At 34.7% G+C, this 25,271-nt stretch carries 26 protein-coding genes; 10 read left to right on the forward strand and 16 right to left on the reverse strand.

Translation table 11 applies throughout. From position 1 onward, the window contains the following. Positions 1–56: 56 nt before the first annotated feature. From BW983_RS09210 to BW983_RS09235, 6 genes are all read right to left on the reverse strand, one after another. A complete protein-coding gene (locus BW983_RS09210; RefSeq protein WP_076551671.1) occupies positions 57–899 on the reverse strand; it encodes an energy transducer TonB in 843 nt (280 codons plus the stop codon). Positions 900–927: 28 nt separating this feature from the next. After that, a complete protein-coding gene (locus BW983_RS09215) occupies positions 928–1,494 on the reverse strand; it encodes an ExbD/TolR family protein (protein WP_076551672.1) in 567 nt (188 codons plus the stop codon). 11 nt (positions 1,495–1,505) lie between these two features. Further along, entirely contained in the window at positions 1,506–2,114 is a 609-nt protein-coding gene (locus BW983_RS09220; protein ID WP_065395314.1) for an ExbD/TolR family protein, read from the reverse strand. 61 nt (positions 2,115–2,175) lie between these two features. Then, on the reverse strand, positions 2,176–3,039 hold the full coding sequence (locus BW983_RS09225; RefSeq protein ID WP_076551673.1) for a MotA/TolQ/ExbB proton channel family protein: 864 nt from the start codon (positions 3,037–3,039) through the stop codon (positions 2,176–2,178). Positions 3,040–3,279: 240 nt separating this feature from the next. After that, complete coding sequence (gene leuS / locus BW983_RS09230; protein ID WP_076551674.1) at positions 3,280–6,093, reverse strand: leucine--tRNA ligase; 2,814 nt, start codon at positions 6,091–6,093, stop codon at positions 3,280–3,282. A gap of 181 nt (positions 6,094–6,274) precedes the next feature. After that, complete coding sequence (locus tag BW983_RS09235; RefSeq protein ID WP_076551675.1) at positions 6,275–6,754, reverse strand: lipocalin family protein; 480 nt, start codon at positions 6,752–6,754, stop codon at positions 6,275–6,277. A 198-nt stretch (positions 6,755–6,952) separates the two neighbouring features. Between BW983_RS09235 and BW983_RS09240 the strand changes: the two genes are divergently transcribed. The 3 genes from BW983_RS09240 to BW983_RS09250 are packed head-to-tail and all read left to right on the forward strand — an operon-like array spanning position 6,953 to position 9,336. Then, positions 6,953–7,930 (forward strand): acyltransferase family protein, encoded by a 978-nt coding sequence (locus tag BW983_RS09240; protein WP_076551676.1) that lies wholly within the window; start codon positions 6,953–6,955, stop codon positions 7,928–7,930. Between the two features lie 24 nt (positions 7,931–7,954). Further along, complete coding sequence (locus BW983_RS09245) at positions 7,955–8,710, forward strand: glycosyltransferase family 2 protein (RefSeq protein WP_076551677.1); 756 nt, start codon at positions 7,955–7,957, stop codon at positions 8,708–8,710. After that, entirely contained in the window at positions 8,710–9,336 is a 627-nt protein-coding gene (locus BW983_RS09250) for a calponin homology domain-containing protein (protein ID WP_076551678.1), read from the forward strand. The genes BW983_RS09245 and BW983_RS09250 overlap by 1 nt, the downstream gene beginning before the upstream one ends. On the opposite strand, the gene BW983_RS09255 is transcribed toward BW983_RS09250, so the two are convergent. From BW983_RS09255 to BW983_RS09280, 6 genes are all read right to left on the reverse strand, one after another. Then, positions 9,328–10,566, reverse strand: coding sequence for a 3-deoxy-D-manno-octulosonic acid transferase (locus BW983_RS09255; RefSeq protein WP_139329249.1), 1,239 nt, complete (start codon positions 10,564–10,566; stop codon positions 9,328–9,330). The two genes, BW983_RS09250 and BW983_RS09255, sit on opposite strands and share 9 nt — an antisense overlap. A 12-nt stretch (positions 10,567–10,578) precedes the next feature. Continuing rightward, a complete protein-coding gene (locus BW983_RS09260; RefSeq protein WP_076551680.1) occupies positions 10,579–11,046 on the reverse strand; it encodes a DUF1648 domain-containing protein in 468 nt (155 codons plus the stop codon). Between the two features lie 3 nt (positions 11,047–11,049). Continuing rightward, positions 11,050–11,766 carry a C40 family peptidase gene (locus BW983_RS09265; protein ID WP_076551681.1) on the reverse strand — a complete coding sequence of 239 codons (717 nt, stop codon included), beginning with the start codon at positions 11,764–11,766 and terminating at the stop codon, positions 11,050–11,052. Positions 11,767–11,845: 79 nt separating this feature from the next. After that, complete coding sequence (locus BW983_RS09270; RefSeq protein WP_076551682.1) at positions 11,846–12,493, reverse strand: O-methyltransferase; 648 nt, start codon at positions 12,491–12,493, stop codon at positions 11,846–11,848. Positions 12,494–12,625: 132 nt separating this feature from the next. Then, positions 12,626–12,778 carry a CCPGW family putative bacteriocin gene (locus tag BW983_RS23840; protein WP_139329250.1) on the reverse strand — a complete coding sequence of 51 codons (153 nt, stop codon included), beginning with the start codon at positions 12,776–12,778 and terminating at the stop codon, positions 12,626–12,628. Between the two features lie 476 nt (positions 12,779–13,254). Beyond that, positions 13,255–14,091, reverse strand: a complete 837-nt coding sequence (locus BW983_RS09280) for an OmpA family protein (RefSeq protein WP_076551684.1) — start codon at positions 14,089–14,091, stop codon at positions 13,255–13,257. An 87-nt stretch (positions 14,092–14,178) separates the two neighbouring features. On the opposite strand from BW983_RS09280, the gene tilS reads away from it, so the two are divergent. The 5 genes from tilS (at position 14,179) to BW983_RS09305 (ending at position 20,155) form a co-directional block, all read left to right on the forward strand. After that, a complete protein-coding gene (tilS, locus tag BW983_RS09285; protein WP_076551685.1) occupies positions 14,179–15,528 on the forward strand; it encodes a tRNA lysidine(34) synthetase TilS in 1,350 nt (449 codons plus the stop codon). Next, positions 15,518–17,587 carry a protein-disulfide reductase DsbD family protein gene (locus tag BW983_RS09290; protein WP_076551781.1) on the forward strand — a complete coding sequence of 690 codons (2,070 nt, stop codon included), beginning with the start codon at positions 15,518–15,520 and terminating at the stop codon, positions 17,585–17,587. Before tilS ends, BW983_RS09290 begins: the two co-directional genes overlap by 11 nt. Before the next feature lie 216 nt (positions 17,588–17,803). Continuing rightward, positions 17,804–18,328, forward strand: coding sequence for a biopolymer transporter ExbD (locus tag BW983_RS09295; protein WP_076551686.1), 525 nt, complete (start codon positions 17,804–17,806; stop codon positions 18,326–18,328). Between the two features lie 157 nt (positions 18,329–18,485). Beyond that, the gene (locus tag BW983_RS09300) at positions 18,486–19,268 is read left to right on the forward strand and encodes an alpha/beta fold hydrolase (protein ID WP_076551687.1); all 783 of its coding nucleotides are present in this window, start codon (positions 18,486–18,488) and stop codon (positions 19,266–19,268) included. A gap of 74 nt (positions 19,269–19,342) precedes the next feature. Beyond that, on the forward strand, positions 19,343–20,155 hold the full coding sequence (locus tag BW983_RS09305) for a patatin-like phospholipase family protein (RefSeq protein ID WP_076551688.1): 813 nt from the start codon (positions 19,343–19,345) through the stop codon (positions 20,153–20,155). 64 nt (positions 20,156–20,219) lie between these two features. Here BW983_RS09305 and BW983_RS09310 read toward each other — a convergent pair whose 3' ends face one another. Continuing rightward, positions 20,220–21,224 (reverse strand): DHH family phosphoesterase, encoded by a 1,005-nt coding sequence (locus tag BW983_RS09310; RefSeq protein ID WP_076551689.1) that lies wholly within the window; start codon positions 21,222–21,224, stop codon positions 20,220–20,222. A gap of 234 nt (positions 21,225–21,458) precedes the next feature. Between BW983_RS09310 and rpmH the strand changes: the two genes are divergently transcribed. Next, complete coding sequence (gene rpmH / locus BW983_RS09315) at positions 21,459–21,617, forward strand: 50S ribosomal protein L34 (protein ID WP_039365072.1); 159 nt, start codon at positions 21,459–21,461, stop codon at positions 21,615–21,617. Positions 21,618–21,771: 154 nt separating this feature from the next. Continuing rightward, positions 21,772–22,482 carry a cell division ATP-binding protein FtsE gene (locus BW983_RS09320; RefSeq protein WP_068944857.1) on the forward strand — a complete coding sequence of 237 codons (711 nt, stop codon included), beginning with the start codon at positions 21,772–21,774 and terminating at the stop codon, positions 22,480–22,482. 20 nt (positions 22,483–22,502) lie between these two features. On the opposite strand, the gene BW983_RS09325 is transcribed toward BW983_RS09320, so the two are convergent. Genes BW983_RS09325 through BW983_RS09335 form a run of 3 tightly spaced genes read right to left on the reverse strand, consistent with a single transcriptional unit; the run spans position 22,503 to position 25,244 of the window. Continuing rightward, positions 22,503–23,204, reverse strand: coding sequence for a tRNA1(Val) (adenine(37)-N6)-methyltransferase (locus BW983_RS09325; RefSeq protein WP_076551690.1), 702 nt, complete (start codon positions 23,202–23,204; stop codon positions 22,503–22,505). Continuing rightward, complete coding sequence (locus BW983_RS09330; protein WP_076551691.1) at positions 23,204–24,658, reverse strand: sensor histidine kinase; 1,455 nt, start codon at positions 24,656–24,658, stop codon at positions 23,204–23,206. The genes BW983_RS09325 and BW983_RS09330 overlap by 1 nt, the downstream gene beginning before the upstream one ends. 1 nt (position 24,659) lies before the next feature. Then, positions 24,660–25,244 (reverse strand): riboflavin synthase, encoded by a 585-nt coding sequence (locus tag BW983_RS09335; protein ID WP_076551692.1) that lies wholly within the window; start codon positions 25,242–25,244, stop codon positions 24,660–24,662. Positions 25,245–25,271 lie beyond the last annotated feature (27 nt).

Raw genomic sequence — 25,271 nt, forward strand, 5'->3', positions numbered from 1 at the left:
TAAAAAAGAGAAGCATAACTGCTTCTCTTTTTATTTATAATTTGAATAAATAAGTCTTATTCAAAGTTCATAGTAAATGGTACGCTATAGTAAGATCTTACGCTTTCTCCATTTCTCTTAGCAGGAGTCCACTTTTTAAGTTTCTTAACTACACGCATTGCTTCACTGTTGAAGTCGCCGTTTGGAGATTTCTCTTCAATCGTAACATTAGAAACAGTTCCGTCTTTTTCTACAACGAACTTAAGTTTAGTCTTAAGGGTACCTTCACCTCCTTCCATTAGGGAAGTATCGAAGTTATCACCTAAGAATTTTCTCAACGCACCCATACCTCCAGGATATTCTGCTGACTGGTCTACATCTTTGTAGATTTCGTTAGGGTTATTCGCTTTCACTTCTACTGTACTAGCTTTAGTACCTGTAGATGGTGGTGGCGGTGGTGGTGTGTAAGCCGGAGCTTTTACCCCCTCCTGATTCTGTAAACCAGTTGTAGTTTCCAACTGCTTAGAGATCGGTGGTGGTGGAGTTTCAATTTTCGGAGCTTTTACAGGCTCAGGAACTACGTTCTGAATCACCTCAATTTTCTCCTCTTCTTTTGGAGGTGGAGGTGGTGGAGGTGGTTCTTCCTCTTTAGGCTGCTCGATAATCGGATCTTCTTCGATAATATCTACTAGATCTGCCTTTACTTCTTGCTTAGGCGGAGCTGTAAGATTTTTAATCGTAAGATAGATGAACGGAGACAAAGCTGCCAAAAGGAATAAAGCTGTTCCGATGATAAAAGACTTTGTTAAAAGTCTCGGATACTGATGTCTAAGATCATAGGCACCATATTCCTTGTTTCTATTTTCAAATACGATCTCGTCTAAAGAAAGCTTCTGACCGTATACATTTTCATCTGCCATAGATTAGTATAACAATTTTATGGTTAAATTACTTTGTAGCAGCTGGTGCAGCAGCACCTCCTACTTTCTTCTCATAAACAGCTTTTTCCCAAGGCTTGATATCAGTAACACCGTACTGCTCACTCTTAGTAATTGCCATTTCATCAAGAATATCTACAAAGTTCTTATATACAGCATCATCAGTTGGCTTAATGATCACGGTAAATTTACTTTGATCTGCTGCTCTAGATTTTGCTTGCTGAATTACTTTTCTGATTCCTTCTCTATCAAGAGTAGTTTCCATAAGAGTCTGGTCATTCAAGGAAGTTGCATCCTGCTGGTGCCAAAATACTCTATTGTCTTTTCCTAATAAGATAGAAATTGAGTTAGAAAGTTTAATTTCTGTTGGAGGTGGCTTCGGCATATTATCCTTTGGTTTAGCCGGAAGACCCAAATCCATAACATTCGGTTTACTGAATGTAGTTGTGAACATAAAGAAGGTAATCAATAGGAAACCTAAGTCCACCATCGGAGTCATATCGACTCTGGTACTCTGCTTCTTGGAACGGACCTTGCCGCCCTTGCCGCCTTTTTCTTGTACTTGTACTTCTGCCATTTCTATCGATATTATTCGTTAGGTTTACCTTCTTGTGATGTAATCAACCAAAATTTAAGAAAATCAATATCTCTTAAACCTTCAAACAGGCTTTTAACTTTAGGGTACTGAGTAGTAACGTCACCTTTAATAGCTAACTTGTAGTCAGGGTTAACGCTCAAACTTTCTTTTACCCAATCAATTAATTGCTTATTTGTACTGTCCATAGGAATACCTGTAGGACTCTTATAATTTTTCTGCTCATCTCCAGACATATCCAAGTAACCTTTAAGTTGGTTCATTGGAACTCCAATTGCCTGAACTTTCTGGAAAGCAGCTTTTTGGTTGTTGTCAAAAGTAATTCCATACTTTTGTCCCATTTTTTCCAAAAGAGCAACTCTTTCTGATGCGTTTTCTACTGGCTGGAAATAGAATTTTCCGTCCGGAGTAGCGTTGATAGTCATTAAACTAGCATCAGGAAGCAATTTTTCCGAAATTGAAGATGGCGGTTTGATCTGCTCCACGTCAGGTTTTTTAAACTGAGTGGTCAAGATAAAGAACGTAAGGAGTAGGAACGCAACGTCACACATTGCAGTCATGTCCGTAATTACTCCATGTCTTTTTGGTTTGACTCTCGCCATTATTATAAAATATTTTTAATTAAACTTCTTTTAATTGCTAATGCAAATTTCTTGCTAATTCTTAGTTGAATTCAGCGAAAGATTGTTGGATACTCATAGAGATCTCGTCGATCTTGTAAGTTAATCCATCAATTTTAGAAGTAAAGAAGTTATAAAGGATAATAGCGATAGCTGAAGTACCAATACCTAATGCCGTGTTGATCAAGGCTTCAGAGATACCTGTAGATAGAGCAGCAGCATCTGGAGTACCACCTCCTGAACCTAACGCGAAGAATGCCTTGATCATCCCGATTACCGTTCCAAGTAGAGCTACTAACGTTGCAACTGTACCTAAAGTAGAAAGGATCATCATGTTTTTCTCAAGCATTGGCATCTCAAGAGTTGTAGCTTCTTCGATAGCTTTGTTAAGCGCTACCATTTTTTGCTCTTTATTTAAAGTAGTATCGTGAGAAAGTGCTTTGTAAGTAGTAAGACCTTCTTTTACTACGTTACCTACAGAACCTTGTTGTCTGTCACACTCTTCGATAGCTTCGTCAATTTTGTTTTGGTTTAGTAAGCTTCTTACTTGTACAACGAAGTTGTCTAAGTTTCCTTTTCCAGCAGCTTTCCCTAAAACGAAATATCTTTCAAAAGAGAAAACGATTACAGTAATCATGAAAGTAATCAAGATTGGTACGATAATCCCTCCTTTGTAGATAATACCTAAAAACGACTCTGGGTGAATGTCTTTACCTTCAATACTTGAAAAAGCTACAGATCCGCTTCCTAGTTTGTCTGCGTCTTTAAAGTTTCCTGGGCTACCAAGAACGAATAAATAAATACATACTCCTATAGCAAATAGAATAGGAATAATAACAGCTGGATTTAAACCTCCTGCCTTTCTAGCAACTACTTGCTCATCATTTTTTGAAACATTCATTTCCATATTTAACTAAATTATATTGTTTTAAAATTTTACAGGGTGTAAATTAAAGGCAAAATTAATTAAAATGCAAGAGTCTGAATTAAACATTTTGCTTTTTTTTAATAAAGAAAATTTAATACGATTTTGATATTATAATTATTCGCAAATATTTTATTTATTTTTTTCAAATTTAACATTTGAGTTAAAAAATCAAAAAAATAAGACCTTCATTTTTTTTAATTTCCCAATGTTAATTTTTTTTTAAATTACGATATTCACAATACGGTGAGGGACTACAATGATTTTTTTAGGGGTTTTACCCTCCAAAATCTGTTGCATTTTCTCATTAGAAATCACCAAATCTTCTACCTCCTTAGCAGATAATTGAGCTGAAAGCGAAATTTTGAACTTCATTTTACCATTTACGCTTACCGGATATTCAATTTCGTCTTCTACTAAATATTCTTCATTCAACACCGGGAATTTCTCAAATTCAATAGATGTATCGTGCCCTAATAAACTCCACAGTTCTTCACAGATGTGAGGCGCATATGGAGAAATGATAACGGCTAACGGCTCTAAAATATTGCGTTTGTTACATTTTAATTTTTGAAGTTCGTTTACAGCGATCATAAATGATGATACTGAAGTATTGAAAGAGAAGTTCTCAATATCGTAAACTACTTTCTTTATTAAGGTATGTAATACTTTATATTCTGCTTTTGTAGGTTCTTCTTCAGAAACTTCAAATACGTCTCCATTAAAATACAGGTTCCAGAATTTCTTAAGGAAACCATATACTCCACTAAGACCTTGTGTATTCCAAGGCTTAGATTGCTCTAATGGTCCTAAGAACATTTCGTATAATCTTAATCCGTCTGCTCCGTATTCTTCACAGATATCATCAGGGTTTACAACATTATATTTAGACTTCGACATTTTTTCTACTTCACGGTCTGTGATGTATTTTCCATCTTCTAAAATAAATTCTGCATCTGCATAATCTGGTCTCCAAGCTTTGAAAGCTTCAGTATCCAATTCATCCGATGTTCCTTTTAATAAGGATACGTCTACGTGAATCTGCTGAGTCTGATATTCGTTGGCAAGATTTTTAGATACATATTGGTTAGTACCGTCAATTCTGTAAACAAATGCACTCATCCCTAAGATCATCCCTTGGTTGATCAATTTCTGGAAAGGTTCATCATGATTGATGTATCCTCTGTCTTTTAAGAACATATTCCAGAAACGTGAATATAATAAGTGTCCGGTTGCATGCTCGCTACCTCCTATATATAAGTCGACTTGTCCCCAATAGTCTGAAAGGTCTTTTGCACAGAATTCTCCTTCATTATGAGAATCCATATATCTAAGGAAATACCATGAGCTTCCTGCCCAACCCGGCATTGTAGATAATTCTAATGGGAATACTGTTGTATCATCAATTAAATCTGTAGCTACTACTTTCTGGTTTGCCTCATCCCAAGCAAATGTTTTAGCATTTCCTAATGGTGGATCTCCATCTTCTGTAGGTAAGTATTTTTCAACTTCAGGAAGTTCCAATGGTAAAGCAGAAACTGGCAACGTATATGGCATCCCTTCCTTATAATATACAGGAACTGGTTCTCCCCAATAACGTTGTCTGGAGAAAATAGCATCACGTTGTCTGTAGTTCGTAGTTCCGTGACCGATTCCCTTAGTTTCAATCTCAGTAATTATTTTTGATTTTGCATCATTATAATTTAATCCGTTTAAGAAATCAGAGTTTACACAAACAGAGTCTTTAGAGTCAAAAGCTTTTTCCTGAACGTCTTCTTCTGTAGCTACTACTTTTTTAATTTCTAAATTAAATTTCTTTGCAAATCTGTGGTCACGTTCGTCATGTGCAGGAACAGCCATTACAGCTCCTGTTCCGTATCCCATCAATACATAATCTGAAATATAGATCGGCATTTTCTCTCCACTGAAAGGATTGATCGCATAACTTCCTGTGAAAGCTCCACTCACGTTTTTCACGTCAGACATTCTGTCTCTTTCGGATTTTTTGGAAGTTTCTTCTATATAAGTATCTACTTCTACTTTCTGAGCATCTGTAGTAATAGTATCTACTAATGGGTTTTCCGGAGCCAGTACCATAAAGGTTGCCCCAAAGATCGTATCAGGTCTTGTTGTGAAAACTTCAACAACCTCATCATGACCTTCTACCTGGAACTGAACCTGTGCTCCCTGAGATTTTCCGATCCAGTATTCCTGAGAATCTTTCAAAGGCTGTGGCCAGTCTAATGTAGAAAGACCTTGTAATAATCTTTCAGAGTATGCAGAAATTCTCATACTCCACTGCATCATTTTCTTTTGGAATACAGGGAATCCTCCTCTTTCAGATTTCCCGTCTTTTATCTCATCATTTGCCAAAACGGTTCCTAGTGCCGGGCACCAGTTCACTGTAGTTTCAGCTCTGTAAGCTAAACGGTAATTTAAAAGAATATCTTCTTTATCAATAGCTGAAGCGTTAGCCCACTCTTCTGCTGTAAAATTTAATTCGTCGTTTTGATTGGCATTTAATCCTTCTGTTCCTTTTTCTTCAAAATGTTTGATCAAAGTTTCAATAGATTCTGCCTTATCTGTATTTTTATTATACCAAGAATGATATAGCTCAATGAAGATCCATTGTGTCCATTTATAATAAGAAGCATCAGAAGTTCTCAGTTCTCTGCTCCAGTCGAAAGAGAACCCGATTTTTCTTAATTGCTCTTCGTATCTGTTGATATTTTGTTCTGTAGTGATTGCCGGATGCTGTCCTGTCTGGATCGCATACTGTTCAGCAGGAAGCCCGAAGCTGTCATATCCTACCGGGTGGAGCACATTAAACCCTTGGTGTCTTTTATATCTCGCATAGATGTCTGACGCAATGTATCCCAGTGGATGCCCTACGTGAAGTCCCGCTCCTGATGGGTACGGAAACATATCGAGTACATAAAATTTTGGTTTATCTGTGTTATTGGAAGTTTTATAGGTTTGATTTTCCTCCCAGTATTTCTGCCACTTTTTTTCTATCTGCTGATGATCGTAAAACACTTGATATATATATTATATGTTAGACTTTAAATATTTAATTGTTTTTCTTTTAACAAGATTCACAAAATTAATGATTTTAAAAGAAATAAAAATTTAATTTATGATGAATTATAATTTACTACTTAACAAAAAAAGTCTCACCCGAAGATGAGACCTGTTTTTATATCTTGAAGTACACTTATTACTGCTGAGGATTTACTCTTTTAAAAGTATAGGTTCTTGTTTTGAATACAGTCGGATCCTGGGTTTCTTCTCTGATCGCCAGATTGAGGGTAGTTTCATCCAATGAAACAACTTTTGCACTTACAGGCTCTACAGTTCCCTGAACTTTCATCACTACCGCTTTACTATCTTTATCATAAGAGTAGGTGAAATTGCTATCCGGCTGAATATCACAAGGACCGGGAACAGCAGGATCTTTCACATCTATTCTCTTTCCTGTAGTTTCATTACTGAACCACCATCTGGACATCATCTGACAATCTGTATAAGTAATCACATCCGAAACCGGTTGTTCATCTACTTTTACAACAGTTACGACTTCTTTTATCGGTTTCCAAAGCCCAATAAGTGGAGCTTCCTGGACAAAATCGTTACTTGTAGAGCATCCGGAGGCTACCAATAATGATAAACCTGAAAACAGTAGTGCTAATTTCTTCATAGATTAATTTTTTCAAGCGCTAAAATTATAATTTTTTTGATTTATATCACCATTTTTTGTGAAAAATTATTTTATCAGCTTTTATTTATATATATTTTAAAACAGTAAGAGCCCATATTGCCTTTATTTAACAAATATTGAATAGTCCAATTAGACTATATTTTATTAAAAAAGTTATTTTTGTAGGAAAGAAAAAAAATGCAAAATATAGCGAAAAACAATTTTGACTTCATCCGCGTTCTCCTCGCCTTCATTGTCTTTGTAGGACATTTGGGAGCACTAAGTGGCTCCGATCAGCTTACTATTCTTACGCACAGCCCAGTAGAAGTTGCCGTTTTTTCGTTTTTCGTTGTAAGTGGGTTCCTGATTGCCAGGAGTTATGAGAGATCTTCCAGCCTTAAAAGCTATGCAAAAAAAAGATTCAACAGAATTGTTCCCGCTTATCTGCTCGTTGTTTTTCTTTGCGCCATTCTGCTGAGTTTAGTCAGCACTATTTCTTTTTCTGAATACTTTAGTAACACTCAGGTGTATAAATACCTGTTCTGGAATTCACTATTTCTGAATTTTAAAGCTCCGTGGCTACCCGGAGTATTTGGTAACCAAGCAGTAAACGGAGCTTTATGGACATTGAAAATAGAAATGTGTTTCTATATGGCAGTTCCTTTAATGTTTTTATTATTTGGAAAAAATAACAAATACAGAAACATCAGCCTGATTGTATTATATTTTCTTTCATTGGTTTTCCTCAATTATTTTGAAATGGCAGGAAAGGCTTCCATTTCAAGACAACTTCCCGGATCTCTATGTTATTTCATTGGGGGAATGCTTCTGTATTTTAATTTTGATAAATTTATTAAGCATAAGAACATTCTTTTTATCATTGCTATTGTCACCGTATGGCTGGATCTTATTTTAAAGATTAAACTATTCTCTCCGATCATGATCAGCATTATTGTTCTGTATATTGCTTATTCATTTAAGTTTCTGAATAATTTTGGAAAATACGGAGACTTCACTTATGGAATTTATATCTTCCACTTCCCCATCATCAGAGTGTTTGCTACATTGGGGCTTTTTGCCAATTACAACCCTTTCTTCATGGGATTTGTGTGTATGATTGTAGTAATTGGTGTAGGAATTGCTTCATGGCATCTTTATGAAAAAAGATTTTTATAATTTTAAATATATTTTAACGCACGAATGAAAGACCTTGTTTCCATCATCACCCCCTGTTATAATTCTGCAGAATTTATCGAAGAAACGATAGCATCTGTCCTGAACCAAACCTATGAAAACTGGGAATGGCTGATCACTGATGATCTTTCAAAGGACAACACGGTTGAAATCATCAAAAAATATAATGACCCCAGGATAAAACTTCATGTGCTGGAGAAAAATGGAGGTGCAGGAAATGCAAGAAACAAAAGTCTTGAAAGAGCCCAGGGAAGATATATAGCCTTTCTGGATTCGGATGATTATTGGTATCCCGAATATATTGAAACAATGACAGGTTACATGGAAGAACATCAGGTTGAGCTTGTCTATTGTAATTACTCAAGATGTAATGAACAGCTTCAGCCTATTCTTAAGGATTTTCTTGCGGATAAAGTCGTTACATTCTCTAACCTGTTAAAGACTTGCCGTCTTGCCCCTGTTTCCACCATGTATGACACCAAAAGGGTCGGAAAGTTTTTATTTCCTGTAAAAAGTAAACGTGAAGACCACGTGATGTGGTTAAACCTATTAAAAGTAATCCCCGAAGGAATGCCTATTAATAAAACAATGGCAAAGTACAGAATGCGCGAAAACAGCGTTTCCAGAAAAAAGAAAAACATTATTAAAGACCAATACTTGGTATATAAGGACTTCATGGGATTCTCTACACTGAAATCACTTTATTACACGGCTAATTGGGCACTAAACGGATTCATGAAATATTCAAAAATATTCAATTAATGGAGTATTCAAAAGAGTTTAAAGCAGCTTTGAGTGCTTTTTCAAGTACTGAAAAGGATAAACTGATCTTCAGACTCCTGAGAAAGGATAAATTACTTTCCAAAAAACTGTATTTTGAACTTATTGATCCGGAAACTACCGATGATAAGAGAAATGCAATGGAAGAAAATGTAGAAGAGAAAATTCTTTTAGCATCAAAGTATATTGGAAATGCAAAATATTTTCTGACTATAGTCCGAAAAATAAGCGCTGAGATTACGGAACACGTAAAAATAACAACAGACAAGTTCGGAGATGTTTCTCTGAATCTTCTGATGATCAATAAGATTTTAGATTACAATAATGATCTTAGCAGACAGAGGTTTGATAATGTATATAAGCTTTACCTTTATATCATCAATAAGATTTTTAAATCATTGATCTTAGTAAAGAAGTTAGATGAAGATTACTGGATGGAAATTGATGAGCTTTTCAGAGAAACTCAAAACAAAATTTCTGAGAACAATTATCTTCAAAAACTGTGTATTAATAACGGATTAGATCTTAATTGGCTTGAATGTGATAATATTCCAGATAATATTGAACAGACAATGAAGGAGATTAAAAGCCAGGGATTTTTAAGATAAAATTTTCTGTAAAATCATTTCTGTAGAATTGGGCTTCTCATCAATGAAATTCTTAGCATTCTGAGACATTGTGACAAGCTCTTCCTCATTATCTTCATTTGCCAGAAATAAAACAAATTCTGCCGCCTCATGTTCATCTGCAAAAGACTTACCGCCATTTCCGGCAATAAGATCATCTGCTTCAGGGTTCTTTTTATAATGATTACCAAAGATCACCGGAACTCCAAACGTTGCAGCCTCCAGAATATTATGCAATCCGGCGCTATGAAAACCACCGCCTACAACAGCAATATCTGCGTAAGAATATAGCTTTGAAAGTAATCCTATGCTGTCTATAATCAGAAGTTGAGAATTAAAAACTGAAGGTTGAAAATCTTTCAATTCACTGTACAATAGAGCATCGGGGAAAATATTTTTCAGATGCTCTACTCTTTTAAGATCATGAGGTGCAATAATTATTTTAATTGCGCTGTTTTTTCGGGAAACCATCTCCGCGATCTTCTCTTCAGCCTGCCATGAACTGCCAAACACGACAGCTTTATTACCATTAATAAAATCTGTAATATAATCTACATGGTTATCACGAATCTGAAGCTGTTTTACTCTATCAAACCTCGTATCTCCCGTCACCGATGACTTTACCAGTCCTACACTTTTTGCCAGTGCAAGAGAAAATGGTGTCTGATGAAAAAACCAGTCTACATTTCTTTGTAGCTGTTTCACAAACCATTTTCCGTAAGAAGTAAAAAAGGATTGACTTTCGTAGAACAAGGCTGAAATCACATAGATTTTAACGTCTTTCTCCTTAAGTTCTGTAAGTAAATTATACCAATAATCATACTTAACCGTAAAAAATAGTTTAACATCAAAATGTGACACAAATTCTTTTACAGTAGTCTTTTTATCAAATGGGAGATAACAGATTACATCAGCAATATGTTTCTTTTTAACAACATTTTCATAACCTGAAGGAGAGAAGAATGTTACCAGAATTTTATGATCGGAAAATCTCTCTTTAAGCTTTTCTAGAACAGGAAGACCTTGTTCATATTCTCCTAAACTAGCAGCATGCATCCAAATAACTTTATCCGTTTTTGAAAAAGCAGATTTCACTTTATCGAGGGACTGCCTCCTTCCTTCGACGCCCTTTTTAGTTTTATCATTAAACAATGAAAATACCTTCATCCAAAAAATGAGAAGACTGACAAATATATTATATAATAAATTCAATTTCTGATTGATTTAATCATTAGGTTTTCTGGAACTTTCACGAATAGACTTTATAAGACCTATCCCAATCACTGCAAACATTAATCCCACAATAAAGAAAACGGTATTGCTAAGCTCTTTTTGTTTTCCTTCTGCAATACGGATACTTTCAACAATAATATCCAAAAACAGGATCATTACAGGAAGTTGTAAAGAAAAAATATACAACTTATGGAATTTCGAGCGACGAAAACTATCAGGAATATTTAATAATGGTGAATTGGGGTTTCTTGTTGCTCTTATAAACAGAAAATGGATAAAAGTAGCAATACATGGCAATACCCAAATAGTCTGCTTTCCAGATTCTCCATCTACATTTCCGTGAAAGTCAAAATGAGTAGGAATCATTTCAGGTAATCCGGCGTATTTAAATCCAGTAAAACCCCATATAACAATGAGCAATAGAGTATTTACAATTAATAATAAACCGGAAGTTTTCATATTTTAAATAATCTTTTTAAGGACTCTTAATTTATGAGTATGTTTATTCATTTCCTGATTAAAGATTCCTGTAGAGTCCAAAGTATCAATTCTTACCTTTCCTGATGCATGAATGATCTTTTGATTATCCAGCATAATTCCTACGTGAATAATTTTCCCTTCAGCGTTTTCGAAGAAGGCAAGGTCACCAGGTTGTGTTTCTTCCACAAAAGTAAGCGCCTCTCCCACTTCAGCCTGTTGTGAAGAATCTCTAGGTAGTTTAATGTTGTGTATTTTATATACCAACTGAGTAAATCCGGAGCAGTCTACGGCAAAAAAGCTTTTACCACCCCATAAATAAGGTACATTAAGGAATTCTTTTGCTGTGAGTGCTATACTTTCTCTTACATCATGACTTCTTCTTGACGCGACTACAGGAAACTCCACTTCAGAACCCATGGAAAGCAACGTTTTACCATCATTCATCAATACTGAAGAAAAATCCTCCGTTACGAGAGTCACTTTTCTGCTAGCAAGTTCTTCATCCGTTACATGCTTGATCTGTTTAGTATCCATCCATCCTTCATAGCCGTCATAATGCATTTTTATTTTAGTCCAGTTTTTATTAACCTCTAAAATATCTGCACTTTCTCCAAACAATATTTCAGTAACAATTTCCGCTCTGTCAGATCCTTCTGCACGAACCGGCGCTACTGTAACATTACAAATTCCTTTATTCATCTTATTTATTTAGAAATTAGGAAACTAAAAGATTTGGAAATCATAATATATCTTAATTCCCAAATCTCTTAATCTTTAATTATTTTCTTCTCAGAAAATTTACTCCATCCCGCAAAGGTAGAATAAGATTTTCAAAATCGTCGTCTTTTGCTGCTAAATCATTCAATTCCTGGATAGATTGGGTAGATTTTAACTTTGGATTTTCCTCCAGTACTTTTCCGTACCAAAGAACATTATCAAACATCACTACCGTCCCTGATTTTGTATGTGATTTTATTAACCTGAAATATTCTGCATAGTTTTCCTTGTCAGCATCTACAAAAATTAAATCAAAAACCTCATCTGTTTCCTTTAAATACTCTTTTGCATCCTGAAGCCTGAAATCAATTTGATCGGCATATTCACTGGATTCAAAGTATTTCTTCGGCAGATAAGCAAGGTCTTCATTGACATCTAAAGTCGTAATTTTTCCGCCTTTTGCCAATCCAGAAGCAAGACACAAGGTAGCATACCCTGTAAAAGTTCCTATCTCCAGTACATTTTTAGGCTGCATCATTTGAGAAATGATCGTTAACAGTCTTCCCTGCTGATATCCGGAGATCATATGGGGTTGTGTTGTTTTCTGATAGGTTTCTCTTCTCAGTTTTTTCAGAATTTCAGATTCTGAGGAAGCGTGCGCCTCCAAATATCTATCCATTTCAGGATTCTTTTCTTCAAAAAAACTCATATCTTTTTTTATTTAAACAAATTTACGCATTTTAAAACTTCTTTTAACCACCTTATCTTTACCCTACTTGGCAAAAAAAGAGAGAAATGAATTCCTCTCTTAAGACAATCTGCTTGTATGTAGAAAAAGTAATTAGTAAGCGATGCAATACTCTCCTTTTGTACCACATACCCATCCCGGGCAGCAATCACTTGTTCTTTGACAAATAATCTGAGGATTGCAGTCTAGAGAAGCACCTTGTACATTTTTCATTTGCCCTCTTGAAAGTTTCGTTAAATTTTTCATAGTAATAATTTTGATTTGTTTTCCTACTCTATAAGATTTTCGGAGACCTCTTTGTATTTATTTCCTTTTATGGAGAATTAAATATACACAATAATTTATCAATCAAATTACTTTAAACAGATAAATTATTAATACAAGAATCAAAATTTAAATTATAAAATGGGGAAAACCTCATGTGAAATACCGGGAAAATACGGATACCATTTGCGGGGTATTAGTAATAAATTTGCAAAGACATCAGAGGGGTAAAAACACTAAGAGAAACAAAATGATTGCAGGAGAAAAATCAATTAACCATGAGAATCAAAAAGCCGTCTTATCGAAAGGTAAAACGCGCTCTTCTGCAAGAAAACCCAAGACTGAAATATCCAATTCATTTTTGCAACGAATTATTTCCCTTTTAAAGAAAGAAGAATTAATTTGATTAAAAAAAAATCCCGAATTTCTTCGGGATTTTTTTATGTATAGTTTATAAATTATTTCTTTGCTGGAGCAATATCCATCAGCTTCATAAACTCATCCAGTTTAGGCATAATGATAATTTCCGTTCTTCTGTTTTCTCCTCTACCAGATACACTCATATTAGTAGCTTTAGGATTATATTCAGAACGTCCACCTGCTGTAATTCTTGCCGGATCTACTCCAAACTGTGTCTGAAGAACCTTAGCAACAGAAGTACCTCTCAATGCAGAAAGATCCCAGTTGTCTCTCGGTAGATTTACTGAATTCAATGGAGCATTATCCGTATTCCCTTCAATCAAGACAGAATATTTATCGTAATCATTGATTACTTTAGCTACTTTACCTAGTACTTCCTGAGCAGCTGGTAAAATATTGTAATCTCCAGTTTTGTATAACATTTTATCAGAAAGGGAGATCATTACTACACCTTTCAATACTTTTACCTGTACATCTTCATCTGATACATTATCCAAAGATCTCTTCAGCTTGTTAGACAAAGCAAGGTTTAAACTGTCATTTTTAGCATTATTTGAAATCAATTGCTTGATATATGAATTAGAAGCATTGATTTCTCCTACAAGTTTATCAATGTTAGCAGAGCTTTTTCCTGTATTTGAAAGACAAGCGTCAAGTGATGATTTCAAAGCATCATGTTGACTTTTCAATAAATTATTTTCACCCGTCAATGCAGAATTCTGAGATTTCAAATCCTGAATTTCTCTTTGTCTTTCTCCAATATTTTCAATACACTGCTTATAGTTTGTGCTCAGGGCATCATACTGCTTCTTGCTCACACAAGATGTCATCCCCAACGCCATTGCAGAAACCGCTAAAATTTTTAAAATCTTCATAAGTAATCTTTTTTAGACTACTCAAAGTTAGGGAAATTCAATTGAATTATATCGGTTATCTTTGCATAAAAGAAATTCTCAACAGATATGTTGGAAAAATCAAGCTTTAAAAATCAACTAGAAAATCTAGTTTCTCAACCGGAAAATCAAAGTTATCTTCTTGCCGTTAGCGGGGGAGCCGACTCTATGATTCTAACCTCTTTATTTCTGGATTTCAGAGATAATATTAAAAATTCAGAAACCGAATTTCAGGTTGCTCATATTAATTATAAACTTCGTGGTGAAGACTCAGATCTTGATCAAAAAGTAGTTCAGGACTTTTGTGAGAAAAATCATATAAAATTCCATTTGTATGAAGTCTCTGAAAAAGATAAAAAACCAGAGCATTCTATTCAGCTTTGGGCAAGAGAGCTTAGGTATAAATTTTTCAAAGAAATTCAGGAAAAGGAACAACTTGAATTCTTGGTCACCGCTCACCATCTGAATGATCAGTTGGAAACATTCATCATTAACCTCTCAAAAGCAGCAGGAATCAACGGATTGAGTGGAATCCCAGCCAATGACAATAATATACTCCGTCCTCTTTTACATTTCTCAAAACAGGAAATCTATCAGTTTGCAGAGGAAAATAATATTGAATTCAGGGAAGATATCTCCAATAAAAAGAGTGATTACCTTAGGAACAAGATAAGAAATGAAATTGTTCCAAAATTGTTGGAAACCAATGATCATTTTCTGGAAAATTTCAAAAAAAGCTCTTCATATCTGAATCAAACCAAGGATTTTGTTCAGGAACAGATTCAGCAGATAGAAAATAAGCTTACCGTATTTAACAAAGACTATAAAATCTTATCAAAGGAAAAACTAGAGCAGGAAAGCGATTTTGTCAAGTTTGAAATTTTAAAGAAATTCGGATTTAATCAGGAAGAAGAAATTCCCAAAATTTTTAAGGCTGAAAACAACAGTACTTTTTTTTCCAAAGAGTATCAGTTAGTGGTTAATCGTGATGAATTGATCTTAACTCTTAAAAATGAAAACCAAGAAATCAGGAATGAATTTGTATTGATCAATGATTTTAATTTTTCACAAAAGTTAACTACAATCAATATTCAGACTGCTATTGAAGACATTGAAGGAATCTATAAAGATTTTGAATGGGATTTCAATGCTCAAAAACTTCAATTTCCTCTGCGTTTGAGAAAACAACAGGACGGAGATGAGTTTTACCCGACTGGTTTTTCGGGAAAAAAGAAAGTTTCTAAATTTTTTAGGGACGAAAAATTATCTATTTTAGCGAGGCAAAAAATTTGGATACTGACTGACAGTGAGAATTCCGTACTTGGAGTACTGCCACTCAGACAGGATAGAAGATACGCAAAGGATGAGAAAACAGAATGTGTTCTCAAAATTTTTAATGAAACGAAAAATGAAATTTAGAAATTGGTTTTTATTAATTCTACTATTTTTAGCGACAGGGATTAATGCACAGATAAAAAATCCTGTAAAGTTTAAATTCACCATCAACGACCTTGGCAACAATCAGTATGAAGCTGTTTTGAATGCTACCATGGAAAGTGGCTGGCACATTTATTCCAAAGACCTTCCTGAAGACACGGGAATTCCTACTGAGTACAAGGTTACAGGAAAGAATATTGAACTGATAGGAAAGTTTTCTGAGGTTGGAAAAAAGCATGAAGAGTTTTCTGAGGCATTTGGAGGAACTATTGTTTACTACTCTAACTCCGCGGGATTCAAGCAAAAATTCAAGTTAAAAGATCCTACAAAACCAGCAGATGTCACCTCTGAAATCACTTACCAAACTTGTGATGACAGAGTTTGTCTTGCTCCGAATACCTTGGAGTTTAATCAAAAAGTAACTCCAAAAGGAGCTACTGAGGAAGCCGTAACAGAAGAAACTACAGAGCCAGCAAAGGATTCTGTAAAAACTATTGAAACCGTTACTGAAAATCCTGCAAAAACAGAAGCTACTATTTCAGAGGCATCAAAATTAGATCCTAAACAGCTTAAAATCGAAACACTGGACTTCAAAAATCCACTGACAGATTGCGGAACAGCGACTACGAAGGTAGACGAAAACTACTGGACTTATCTTTTCCTAGGTTTCATCGGTGGTTTAATTGCCTTATTGACACCGTGTGTTTTCCCTATGATTCCGCTTACGGTTTCATTCTTTACTAAGGGAAGCAAGGATAAAGCAAAAGGTAAAAGAGATGCTCTTATTTATGGTTTCTTTATTCTTTTGATCTTTGTTTTATTAAGTATTCCTTTTCATATTATTGATGGAATAGCAGGAAATATCTTCAATGAAATCTCCACGAGCGTATGGCTGAACATTGTATTCTTCATTATATTTATATTCTTTGCCGGAAGTTTCTTCGGATATTATGATATTACATTACCGAGCTCTATTGCCAATAAATCATCAAGAGCTGAGGAAGCTGGTGGTATCATCGGAATCTTCTTTATGGCATTAACTCTCGTAATTGTTTCTTTCTCTTGTACTGGTCCTATTTTGGGAAGTTTATTAGGAAGTGCGGTTACAGGCTCATCTAACGTCCCTATGTTGTTAACGTTTGCATTAGCAGGATTCGGTCTTGCATGGGCTATTGTTTTTGGATTATTGGCGTTATTCCCGCAGGCATTACAAAGTCTTCCAAAATCAGGAGGATGGATGAATACGGTAAAAGTTGTTTTAGGATTTGTAGAACTTGCTTTGGCTTTAAAATTCTTATCAAAAGCAGACTTAGTATCTAAAACATTTTTCTTAAAAAGAGAACTTTTCATTGCTATATGGATCATCATTGCGCTAGGTTTAGCTTTATATTTATTCGGATTAATTAAGTTCCCACACGATGATAAGAAACCAAAAATTTCCATTACAAGAAAAATTCTGGGAGCATTAGGAATCGGTTTTGTTATTTATTTAGTTCAGGGACTTATGCCATCCGATCGTCCAAAACTTCAGCTGTTAAGTGGTATTTTACCTCCACTAAACGTAAGTTATTTCCACGATGAGAAAGACGGAATTCTTGGAATGCATCCTGAGCATGATTTCTTCAATGCTATAGAGATTGCTAAAAAAGAAAACAAACCTATTTTAATTGACTTTACAGGTTACGGTTGTGAAAACTGTAGAAAAATGGAAGAGTTTGTATGGAGTGAACCCGATATTTTACCTATCCTACAAAACGATGTCGTACTTGCATCATTATATGTTGACGACAAAGAAGAGCTTCCTGAAGATCAGAAAACAAAAATCGATCTTGGGGAAGGACAGATCAAAAAGGTTAAAACAATTGGGGACAGATGGAGCTTATTCCAGCAGGTTAATTTTAATAATAATTCACAACCTCACTACGTTTTAATAACACCGGATGGAAAAGTAATCAACACACCTGTTTCTGGATACATGCCGAAGGAAGACTTCAAAAAATTCTTAGAGTGTGGAGTGAATTACTTCAAAAAAAGTAAATAGATTTTATATCAAAATAATTTAAGCCTTATCAATTCATTGGTAAGGCTTTTTTAATGCATTGATTTTAACAACATTTAAGGGTAATTCTTTAACAAAATTGCAATTTTATTAATGTTTTCAAATTTTAGGTATAAACTTTGCATCAATTCTTCAAAATCACGATCGGGTTTTTATTATTTTCATCAAATACCGTTTAACATTTTAAAAACATTAATTATGGCTGAAGTAATTGCACAAGAGAAACAAGGCGGCAAACAAAAGAAAAAGCTGATCAGAGTAGACATGACACCAATGGTTGATTTAGGATTCCTCCTTATCACCTTCTTTATGTTTACCACAAACTTTACCAAACCCAATGTAATGGATCTTGGTTTACCGGCAAAGGACCACCACCCTAATCCTCCTACTACCACTGTAATTGGAGACAAGAATCAGGTAACCTTTATCCTGGGAAAAGATAATCGTGTTTTTTACCATCAAAGCAATGCGAAAGATTTAAATACAACCAATCTTAAAGAAACTGATTTCAGCGGAATAAAAATTTCGAAAATCATTTCTGAAGCTTATAAAAATGCTCCGGTACCTGAAAACTTCACTGTAATTGTAAAACCGACAGATGAAGCTAACTACAAGAATTTTGTAGATATGCTGGACAACCTGGCTATTGCCAAAAAGGAACGCTATGGTGTAACAGACATCAAGCCATGGGAAACAAAAATTTATAAAGAGTTAGTTCAATAGAAAGAAGGCTGTTTCAAGATTGAGACAGCCTTCTTTATGCATTTTGTTTTTATTTAATTCACCTCACGAACAATTCTTCTTTTTTGTTTAAATTTGAAAATAGAATTCAACGGAATTATCTTATTGCATTCATCTAACCTTTTATACTATTGATATCATGCTGAACTTTGAAAAAAAAGGAAACGGAAAAGAAACACTGGTACTTCTTCACGGCTTTATGGAGAATCTATCTATCTGGAGCGACATGGAGCCTCATCTTTCTGAAGACTTCACGCTATTAAAAATAGATCTTCCCGGACATGGACAATCTGAAATCCTAAGTGAAGTTCACACTATGGAACTTATGGCTGATGAAGTAAAAAAAGTTTTGGATCATCAGAATTTAGAAAAGATACATCTATTGGGGCATTCTATGGGTGGATATACTTCCCTTGCTTTTGCGGAAAAATATCCTGATTCTTTAAAAAGCTTGACCTTATTCTTCTCCACATATTTCGCTGATGATGAAGAAAAGAAACAACAACGCATCAAAAGTTATAGAATAATTAAAGATGCCTTTGCTCATTATGTAAGAGCAGGAATTCCGAACCTGTTCAATCCCAATGAAAGAGATATTCTGGAAGGGAAAATTGAAACAGCATTGGAAACAGCCCTTTCAACTAATAATCTAGGAGCCCTAGCCTGTGTAAAAGGAATGGTAGAAAGAACCGACAAAAAGCACATCATGCAAAATCTTGAAGCAAAGATTCTGGTATTAGCTGGAAAACATGACAACGCCGTTAAGACAGATATCACTATAAAAAATCTCCCGGACAGAACCAATATAAAATCTTACATTTTGGATTGCGGACATAACGGACATTGGGAAAAACCGGCTATCTGCGCTGAAATTATCAACACAGAACTTCTTCACAATCTTCCTAAAAAGTTGGTTTTATAAGCTCCTGAACCACATAAGGACTAAACAAGTGTTTATATAAAAATCCTGTATATTAGTAAGGAATAATTTTTCCAATGGGTTTATTCTCGTTCAAAAAAAAGAAACCACAAAAACCACCGGTTATCGGTCTTACACTTTCAGGCGGAGGAATGCGTGGAATTGCTCATATTGCCGTTCTAAAAGCCCTGGAAGAATATAATCTGAAGCCACATATTATTTCAGGCACAAGCGCAGGTTCTATTATTGGAGCTTTTTACTCATTTGGGAAAACACCTGACGAAATGATGGAGATTGTAAAACAAACTTCTTTTTTTTCCAGATCAGCTTTAAAACTATCAAAAAACGGAATCTTCAGCTCTAATTTTATCTTAAAACTTTTTAAAGATCATTTTCCTGAAGACAATTTCAATATACTAAAAATCCCAGTATATGTTGCTACTACAGAAATGACTCACGGCATTGTTGATTTCTTTTCCGAAGGAGAGCTTTTCACTCCTCTTCTTGCATCTTCCAGTGTCCCTTTTATTTTACCACCTGTAAGAATGGGAGATAAAATCTATGTAGATGGCGGTGTATTGGATAACCTTCCTATTGAACCGATCATGGATAAATGTGATTTTCTGATCGCATCTCACGTCAATTCAATAAGCTACGATGACTTAAAAAAACTAAGCCTGATGAAAGAATTTGACAGAATTCTTCACTTAGCTATTGCAAAATCTGTATACTCCAAGGTAAAATACTGCAATATATTTCTGGATCATCCTAAAATGACTATGTACAGTCTTTTCAATAAGAAATATATGGACGAAATGTTTCAGCAGGTATACGAATATACATGCTCAGAGCTGGAAGAAAAAGGATACAAGAAAGGTTTGAAAGTTTAAATGCTTGTGAATTTCAAAGCTTATAAGTTTTAACTATAACCTTTCCCAACTTTCTATACTCTTTCTACAGATTCTCTTCGATCAGCCTTGTTTTGAATACTTCAATAGTTCCTGGTAAAGAATCAAGGGATTTCCCTCCAGCCGCGTTGATATGACCTCCTCCGTTAAAATATTTTCTGGAGAATTGATTTACATCTACATCATCTTTACTTCTGAAAGAAATCTTCACAAAGTCTTCATATAGATCTTCCATAAAGAATGCAGACATCTTCACTCCGGCAATACTTAAACCATAGTTTACAAAGCCTTCTGTATCTCCTTTCTGGAAACCAAATTCTTTAAGTTCATTTCTGGTAAGACTAAGAATAGCTACTCTACCTTCATTCACTACTTCTATTCTTCCCAATACCAAGGCAAGCAGGTGAAGTCGGGAAACTGTATTGGTATCCCATGTATTGGAAGTAATCATTGCCGGATCTGCTCCTTTCTCAATCAGGTTTGCAATAATTCTATGCGTAGTGGCACTTGTTGAACGAAAACGGAAACCTCCGGTATCTGTCATTATTCCTGTATACAGACATTCAGCAATATCAAGATTCACTAGTTTTTCATCATCCATTGCTTCAATGAAATGATAAATCATCTGTGAAGTTGCAGGAATTACAGTATCTGAATATACAAAATCAAACTGTTCAGGCTGTTGGTGATGATCAATAAGAATTTTCTTTCCTGTAGCTTTTACCAGCCAGTCACCCAACAATCCGATTCTTGATGGAGAATTAAAATCCAGACAGAAAATAACATCTGCTCCGGCAATCATATCGGAAGCCAGTTTTCTTTTATATTCTGCAATAATAACCTTTTTAGATTCCGGCATCCATTTCAGAAATTTTGGAAAATCGTTCGGAACGATTACCTCTGCATGAATTCCTTTTGCTCTTAAATAATGTTTTAATCCCAGACTGGAACCAATAGCATCACCATCCGGATTATAGTGAGTAAGGATAACTATTTTGTTTTCAGGTGTTAGTAATGTATTGATTTCTAAAAGTTCTGCTGGTGTAAACATCTTGTGTTTATTTTCGTTAAAATTAAAGTTTTCAAAGATAGAGCTTTTATATAAATCATTTAAATATTATTTTTGCATCCGGAATTTAGTTTTCCATCAGGCTTTGTAAGTATTTGATTAAAAAACATTCTAAATATTTTCAAAAAAAGATTATTAAAGTTTGTATCTTATAAAAATTTCTATATCTTTGCAACCTGAAAATTAATAGATTAATTACGATTTAAACATATAGTAATGAGTAAAAGAACATTCCAGCCATCAGAAAGAAAAAGAAGAAACAAACACGGTTTCAGAGAAAGAATGTCTACGCCAAATGGAAGAAGAGTTTTGGCTGCGAGAAGAGCTAAAGGCAGAAAGAGTTTAACTGTAAGTGCTGCACGCGCTAAGAGATAATCTTTTTATTATCATATACAAAACATGCTTGAAAAGTTTCTTTTCAGGCATTTTTTGTTGTTAAAATTTATTAAAATTAGAGTCAAATAGACTTCTTTTTTCTATTTTTAAAGATTGAAAATTTTTTGTTAGAAATAGCCTTTAAAATTAAATTATGCCACATACAAATATCTCCGGAGACAATATTATAAGTTTACAGCACGCAAAAATTGCCCAAAAAAACTTTACTGTTCTTTCTGATGTAAATCTTAATATTAAAAAAGGCAGATTCTGCTATCTTATTGGAAAAACAGGTTCCGGAAAAAGCTCCCTTCTGAAAACACTTTATGGACACATTCCATTAGCTTCAGGACATGGATCTGTAGTAGGATTTGATTTGGCTAAACTAAAACCGTCTGACATTCCTAACTTAAGAAGAAAACTAGGAATCGTATTTCAGGATTTCCAATTACTTTCCGACAGAACTGTTGAGAAAAACTTAAAATTCGTTCTGGAAGCTACGGGATGGAATGATAAGGTAAAAATAGAAGACCGCATCAATGAAGTATTAGGAAGCGTGAACATGAAGAGCAAAAAGCACAAAATGCCACACGAACTTTCCGGAGGTGAACAACAGCGTATCGCCATCGCAAGAGCTCTTCTAAATCATCCGGATCTTATCTTAGCAGATGAGCCAACAGGAAACCTTGACCCTGAAACATCCAATGAAATCATGACTTTATTAAAGCAGGTTGCCCTTGAAAACGGAGCCGCTGTAGTAATGGCAACGCATGATTACCATATGATCCAGAACTTCCCTGGCGAAGCAATCAGATGTGAGGACGGAAAAGTTTCCGTATTGGATACTGCTGAGTTATTTGAGTAAAAATAAAGGTTATTTCAACCTTAAATATCCTTTTTAAAGACATGAAACTCCTTAGTGAGTTCAAGATATTGGTCCGAGTATATTCTCGGACTTTTTTCTATAATAAATTCTGATACTTCAGTGATTTTTTCTACCTGAGAAAACTCTAAAATAAGTCTTTTTACACTTGAATTTTCAATTCCTTTAATATTCACCTTTCGATTCAGAAATAAATTATTTTCTGATGCAATTTGATCAAAAATCTCTCCGGCTTCAACAGGAATAATCACAGAAAACAACCCTTTTTCAGTCAGAAGAACAGCCGTTTTTTCAATCAATTGTCTGAAGTTTAATTCGACTGTCTGACGGGCAATTTTGTCTTTTTCTGAGCCTGATTCTTCAAAGTAAGGTGGGTTTGAAACAATGAGATCGAATTTACATTCTGTTTCAAATGTTTTAAAATCCTGATGATTATTTTTTAGTCTTTCCCGAAAAGGAGAGCTTTCAAAATTGAGTTTTGTAAGCGCAACAGCTTCTTCATTAATATCCAATCCGAGAAAATCTGCATTAAGGTTTCTTTGTGCTAACATTAATGAAATTAACCCTGTTCCTGTTCCTACTTCCAGAATATTAGAAGCTGATTCAATATTCGCTAAAGCTCCCAGCAAAACACCGTCTGTTCCTACACGAAAGACATTTTTAGACTGTTGAATCTGAAATTGTTTAAATGTAAAAGGTTTCACTATAAATTAGTAGGCAAAGTAATAATAAATGTAGATCCCTTCCCTACTTCTGACTTCACAGAAATCTCACCTTTGTAGTCTTCGATCATTTTTCTCACCATGGATAAACCAAGTCCCATACCGCTATTTTTAGAGGTAAAATTGGGTTCGAAAATTCTCTCATACATGTTTTCAGGGATTCCGATACCATTATCCTGAACAGAAACAATTACCCTTCTCTGGTGTTGTTCTACATCTACATTGATAATCAGTTTTCGTTGATCACTTTCTGCCTGTTTAGCATTGGTTACAAGATTAGTAATGATCCTGGAAAGATAAATTCTATCCATATTGATCATAATATTACTCTTATTAGCATGCATAAAGATACTATCATCATTGAATACACGAAGGATATCTTCAACCTCAGTATTCAGATTGATCACCTCATTATTTTTTTCAGGAAGTTTGGCAAATTCTGAAAATGCAGAAGCCACAGTAGCAATCAGATCGATCTGATCTACCATCGTTTTACTCATCTGCTTTACTCTTTCTTTAATATTCGGATCTTCGGGATCAAATTTCCTTTCAAAGTTCTGAATAGTAAGTTTCATTGGAGTAAGCGGGTTTTTCACCTCGTGAGCAACCTGTTTCGCCATTTCTCTCCACGCTTCTTCTGATGCTTTGAATCTTAATCTTTCTTTTTGATCCTGAATCTGTAGAATCATTCTGTTATAGGCTCTTGCTAAAGCATTCAATTCATCATTTTTATAATATCTGATAGGACGCATTTCATTTTCAAATAATGTAATACGGGTAATCATATCAGAAAATTTCGTAATTGTTTTAGCAAGACTGTTAGAGGTCACCCAACTGATCCAGATACTAAATAAAATAAGAAATATATCAACTAAAAGTATATATTTTACGTATTGGTGAAGAACCTCCAGATACGCGGATTCATTATGATATAAAGGAATATAAACTACACCTATTGGTTCGAGTTCATTATTTTTCAACAAAAGGTACGAGGAAGTAAGCTTAGCATCTTTGGACGCATCATATCTGGTCATATCAACTCTCGCATCAGTAGCAAGGATTTTGTTGATAATATCTATTGGAAGTGATTTCTGATCAATCAGACTTTCGTCTTTATTAGAAAGCAGATAGTTTCCTTTCAGATCATAAATAACTATATCATGCTGATTAATATCTGCTATTTCAAAGATTTTATTACCTAAAACTTTCGGAAGATCTTTCGTTTCTACCAATGTACGGCTTACCGCATAGTCCAGATACCTCATTACAGCATTGGTCTTCTCCTGCATATCGATATTACTTTGCTGCAGAGAATTATTTCTCAACACAAAGTAAGGAACCAATGAAGTAGCTACAACACTTAAAAAGCATACCAATAAGAAACCGAAAAAGACACGGTTCCTTAAGCTATATCCTTTATATTTATTAATTGACATCCTACTTTTTAATTAACCTAGCAATATACTTACCAATGATGTCAAATTCTAAGTTAACTTTATCACCAATCTTCAAATGCTGCATATTGGTAAATTCCCAAGTATAAGGAATAATCGCCACTGAAAACTGTGCGTCCTCACTTTTAGCTACAGTTAAACTGATTCCGTTTACAGTAATTGATCCTTGAGGCACTGTTACAAAACTTCCGTCTGATTCATATTTCATGGTAATGAAATAACTTCCGTCTTTGTTTTCAATTCCTACTACTTCTCCTGTTTTGTCAACATGTCCCTGAACGATATGACCATCTAGCCTTCCGTCCATTTTCATGCAACGTTCAAGGTTTACAACTGTTCCCAATTCCCATTTTCCAAGATTGGTTTTTTCTAATGTTTCGTTGATGGCTGTTACTACATATTGATTATCTTTAATCTCAACCACAGTAAGACAACATCCGTTGTGAGCAAGACTTTGATCAATTTTAAGTTCGTTTGTAAAAGGGCATGTCAGGGTGAAATCTATGTTGCTTCCTTTTTCTTCAATCTTTTCAATAACACCAACTGCTTCAATAATTCCTGTGAACATATTATTTTTTGCTAAATTTGTAAATTA

This window comes from Chryseobacterium ureilyticum (assembly GCF_900156735.1).
Taxonomy (GTDB): Bacteria; Bacteroidota; Bacteroidia; order Flavobacteriales; family Weeksellaceae; genus Chryseobacterium; species Chryseobacterium ureilyticum.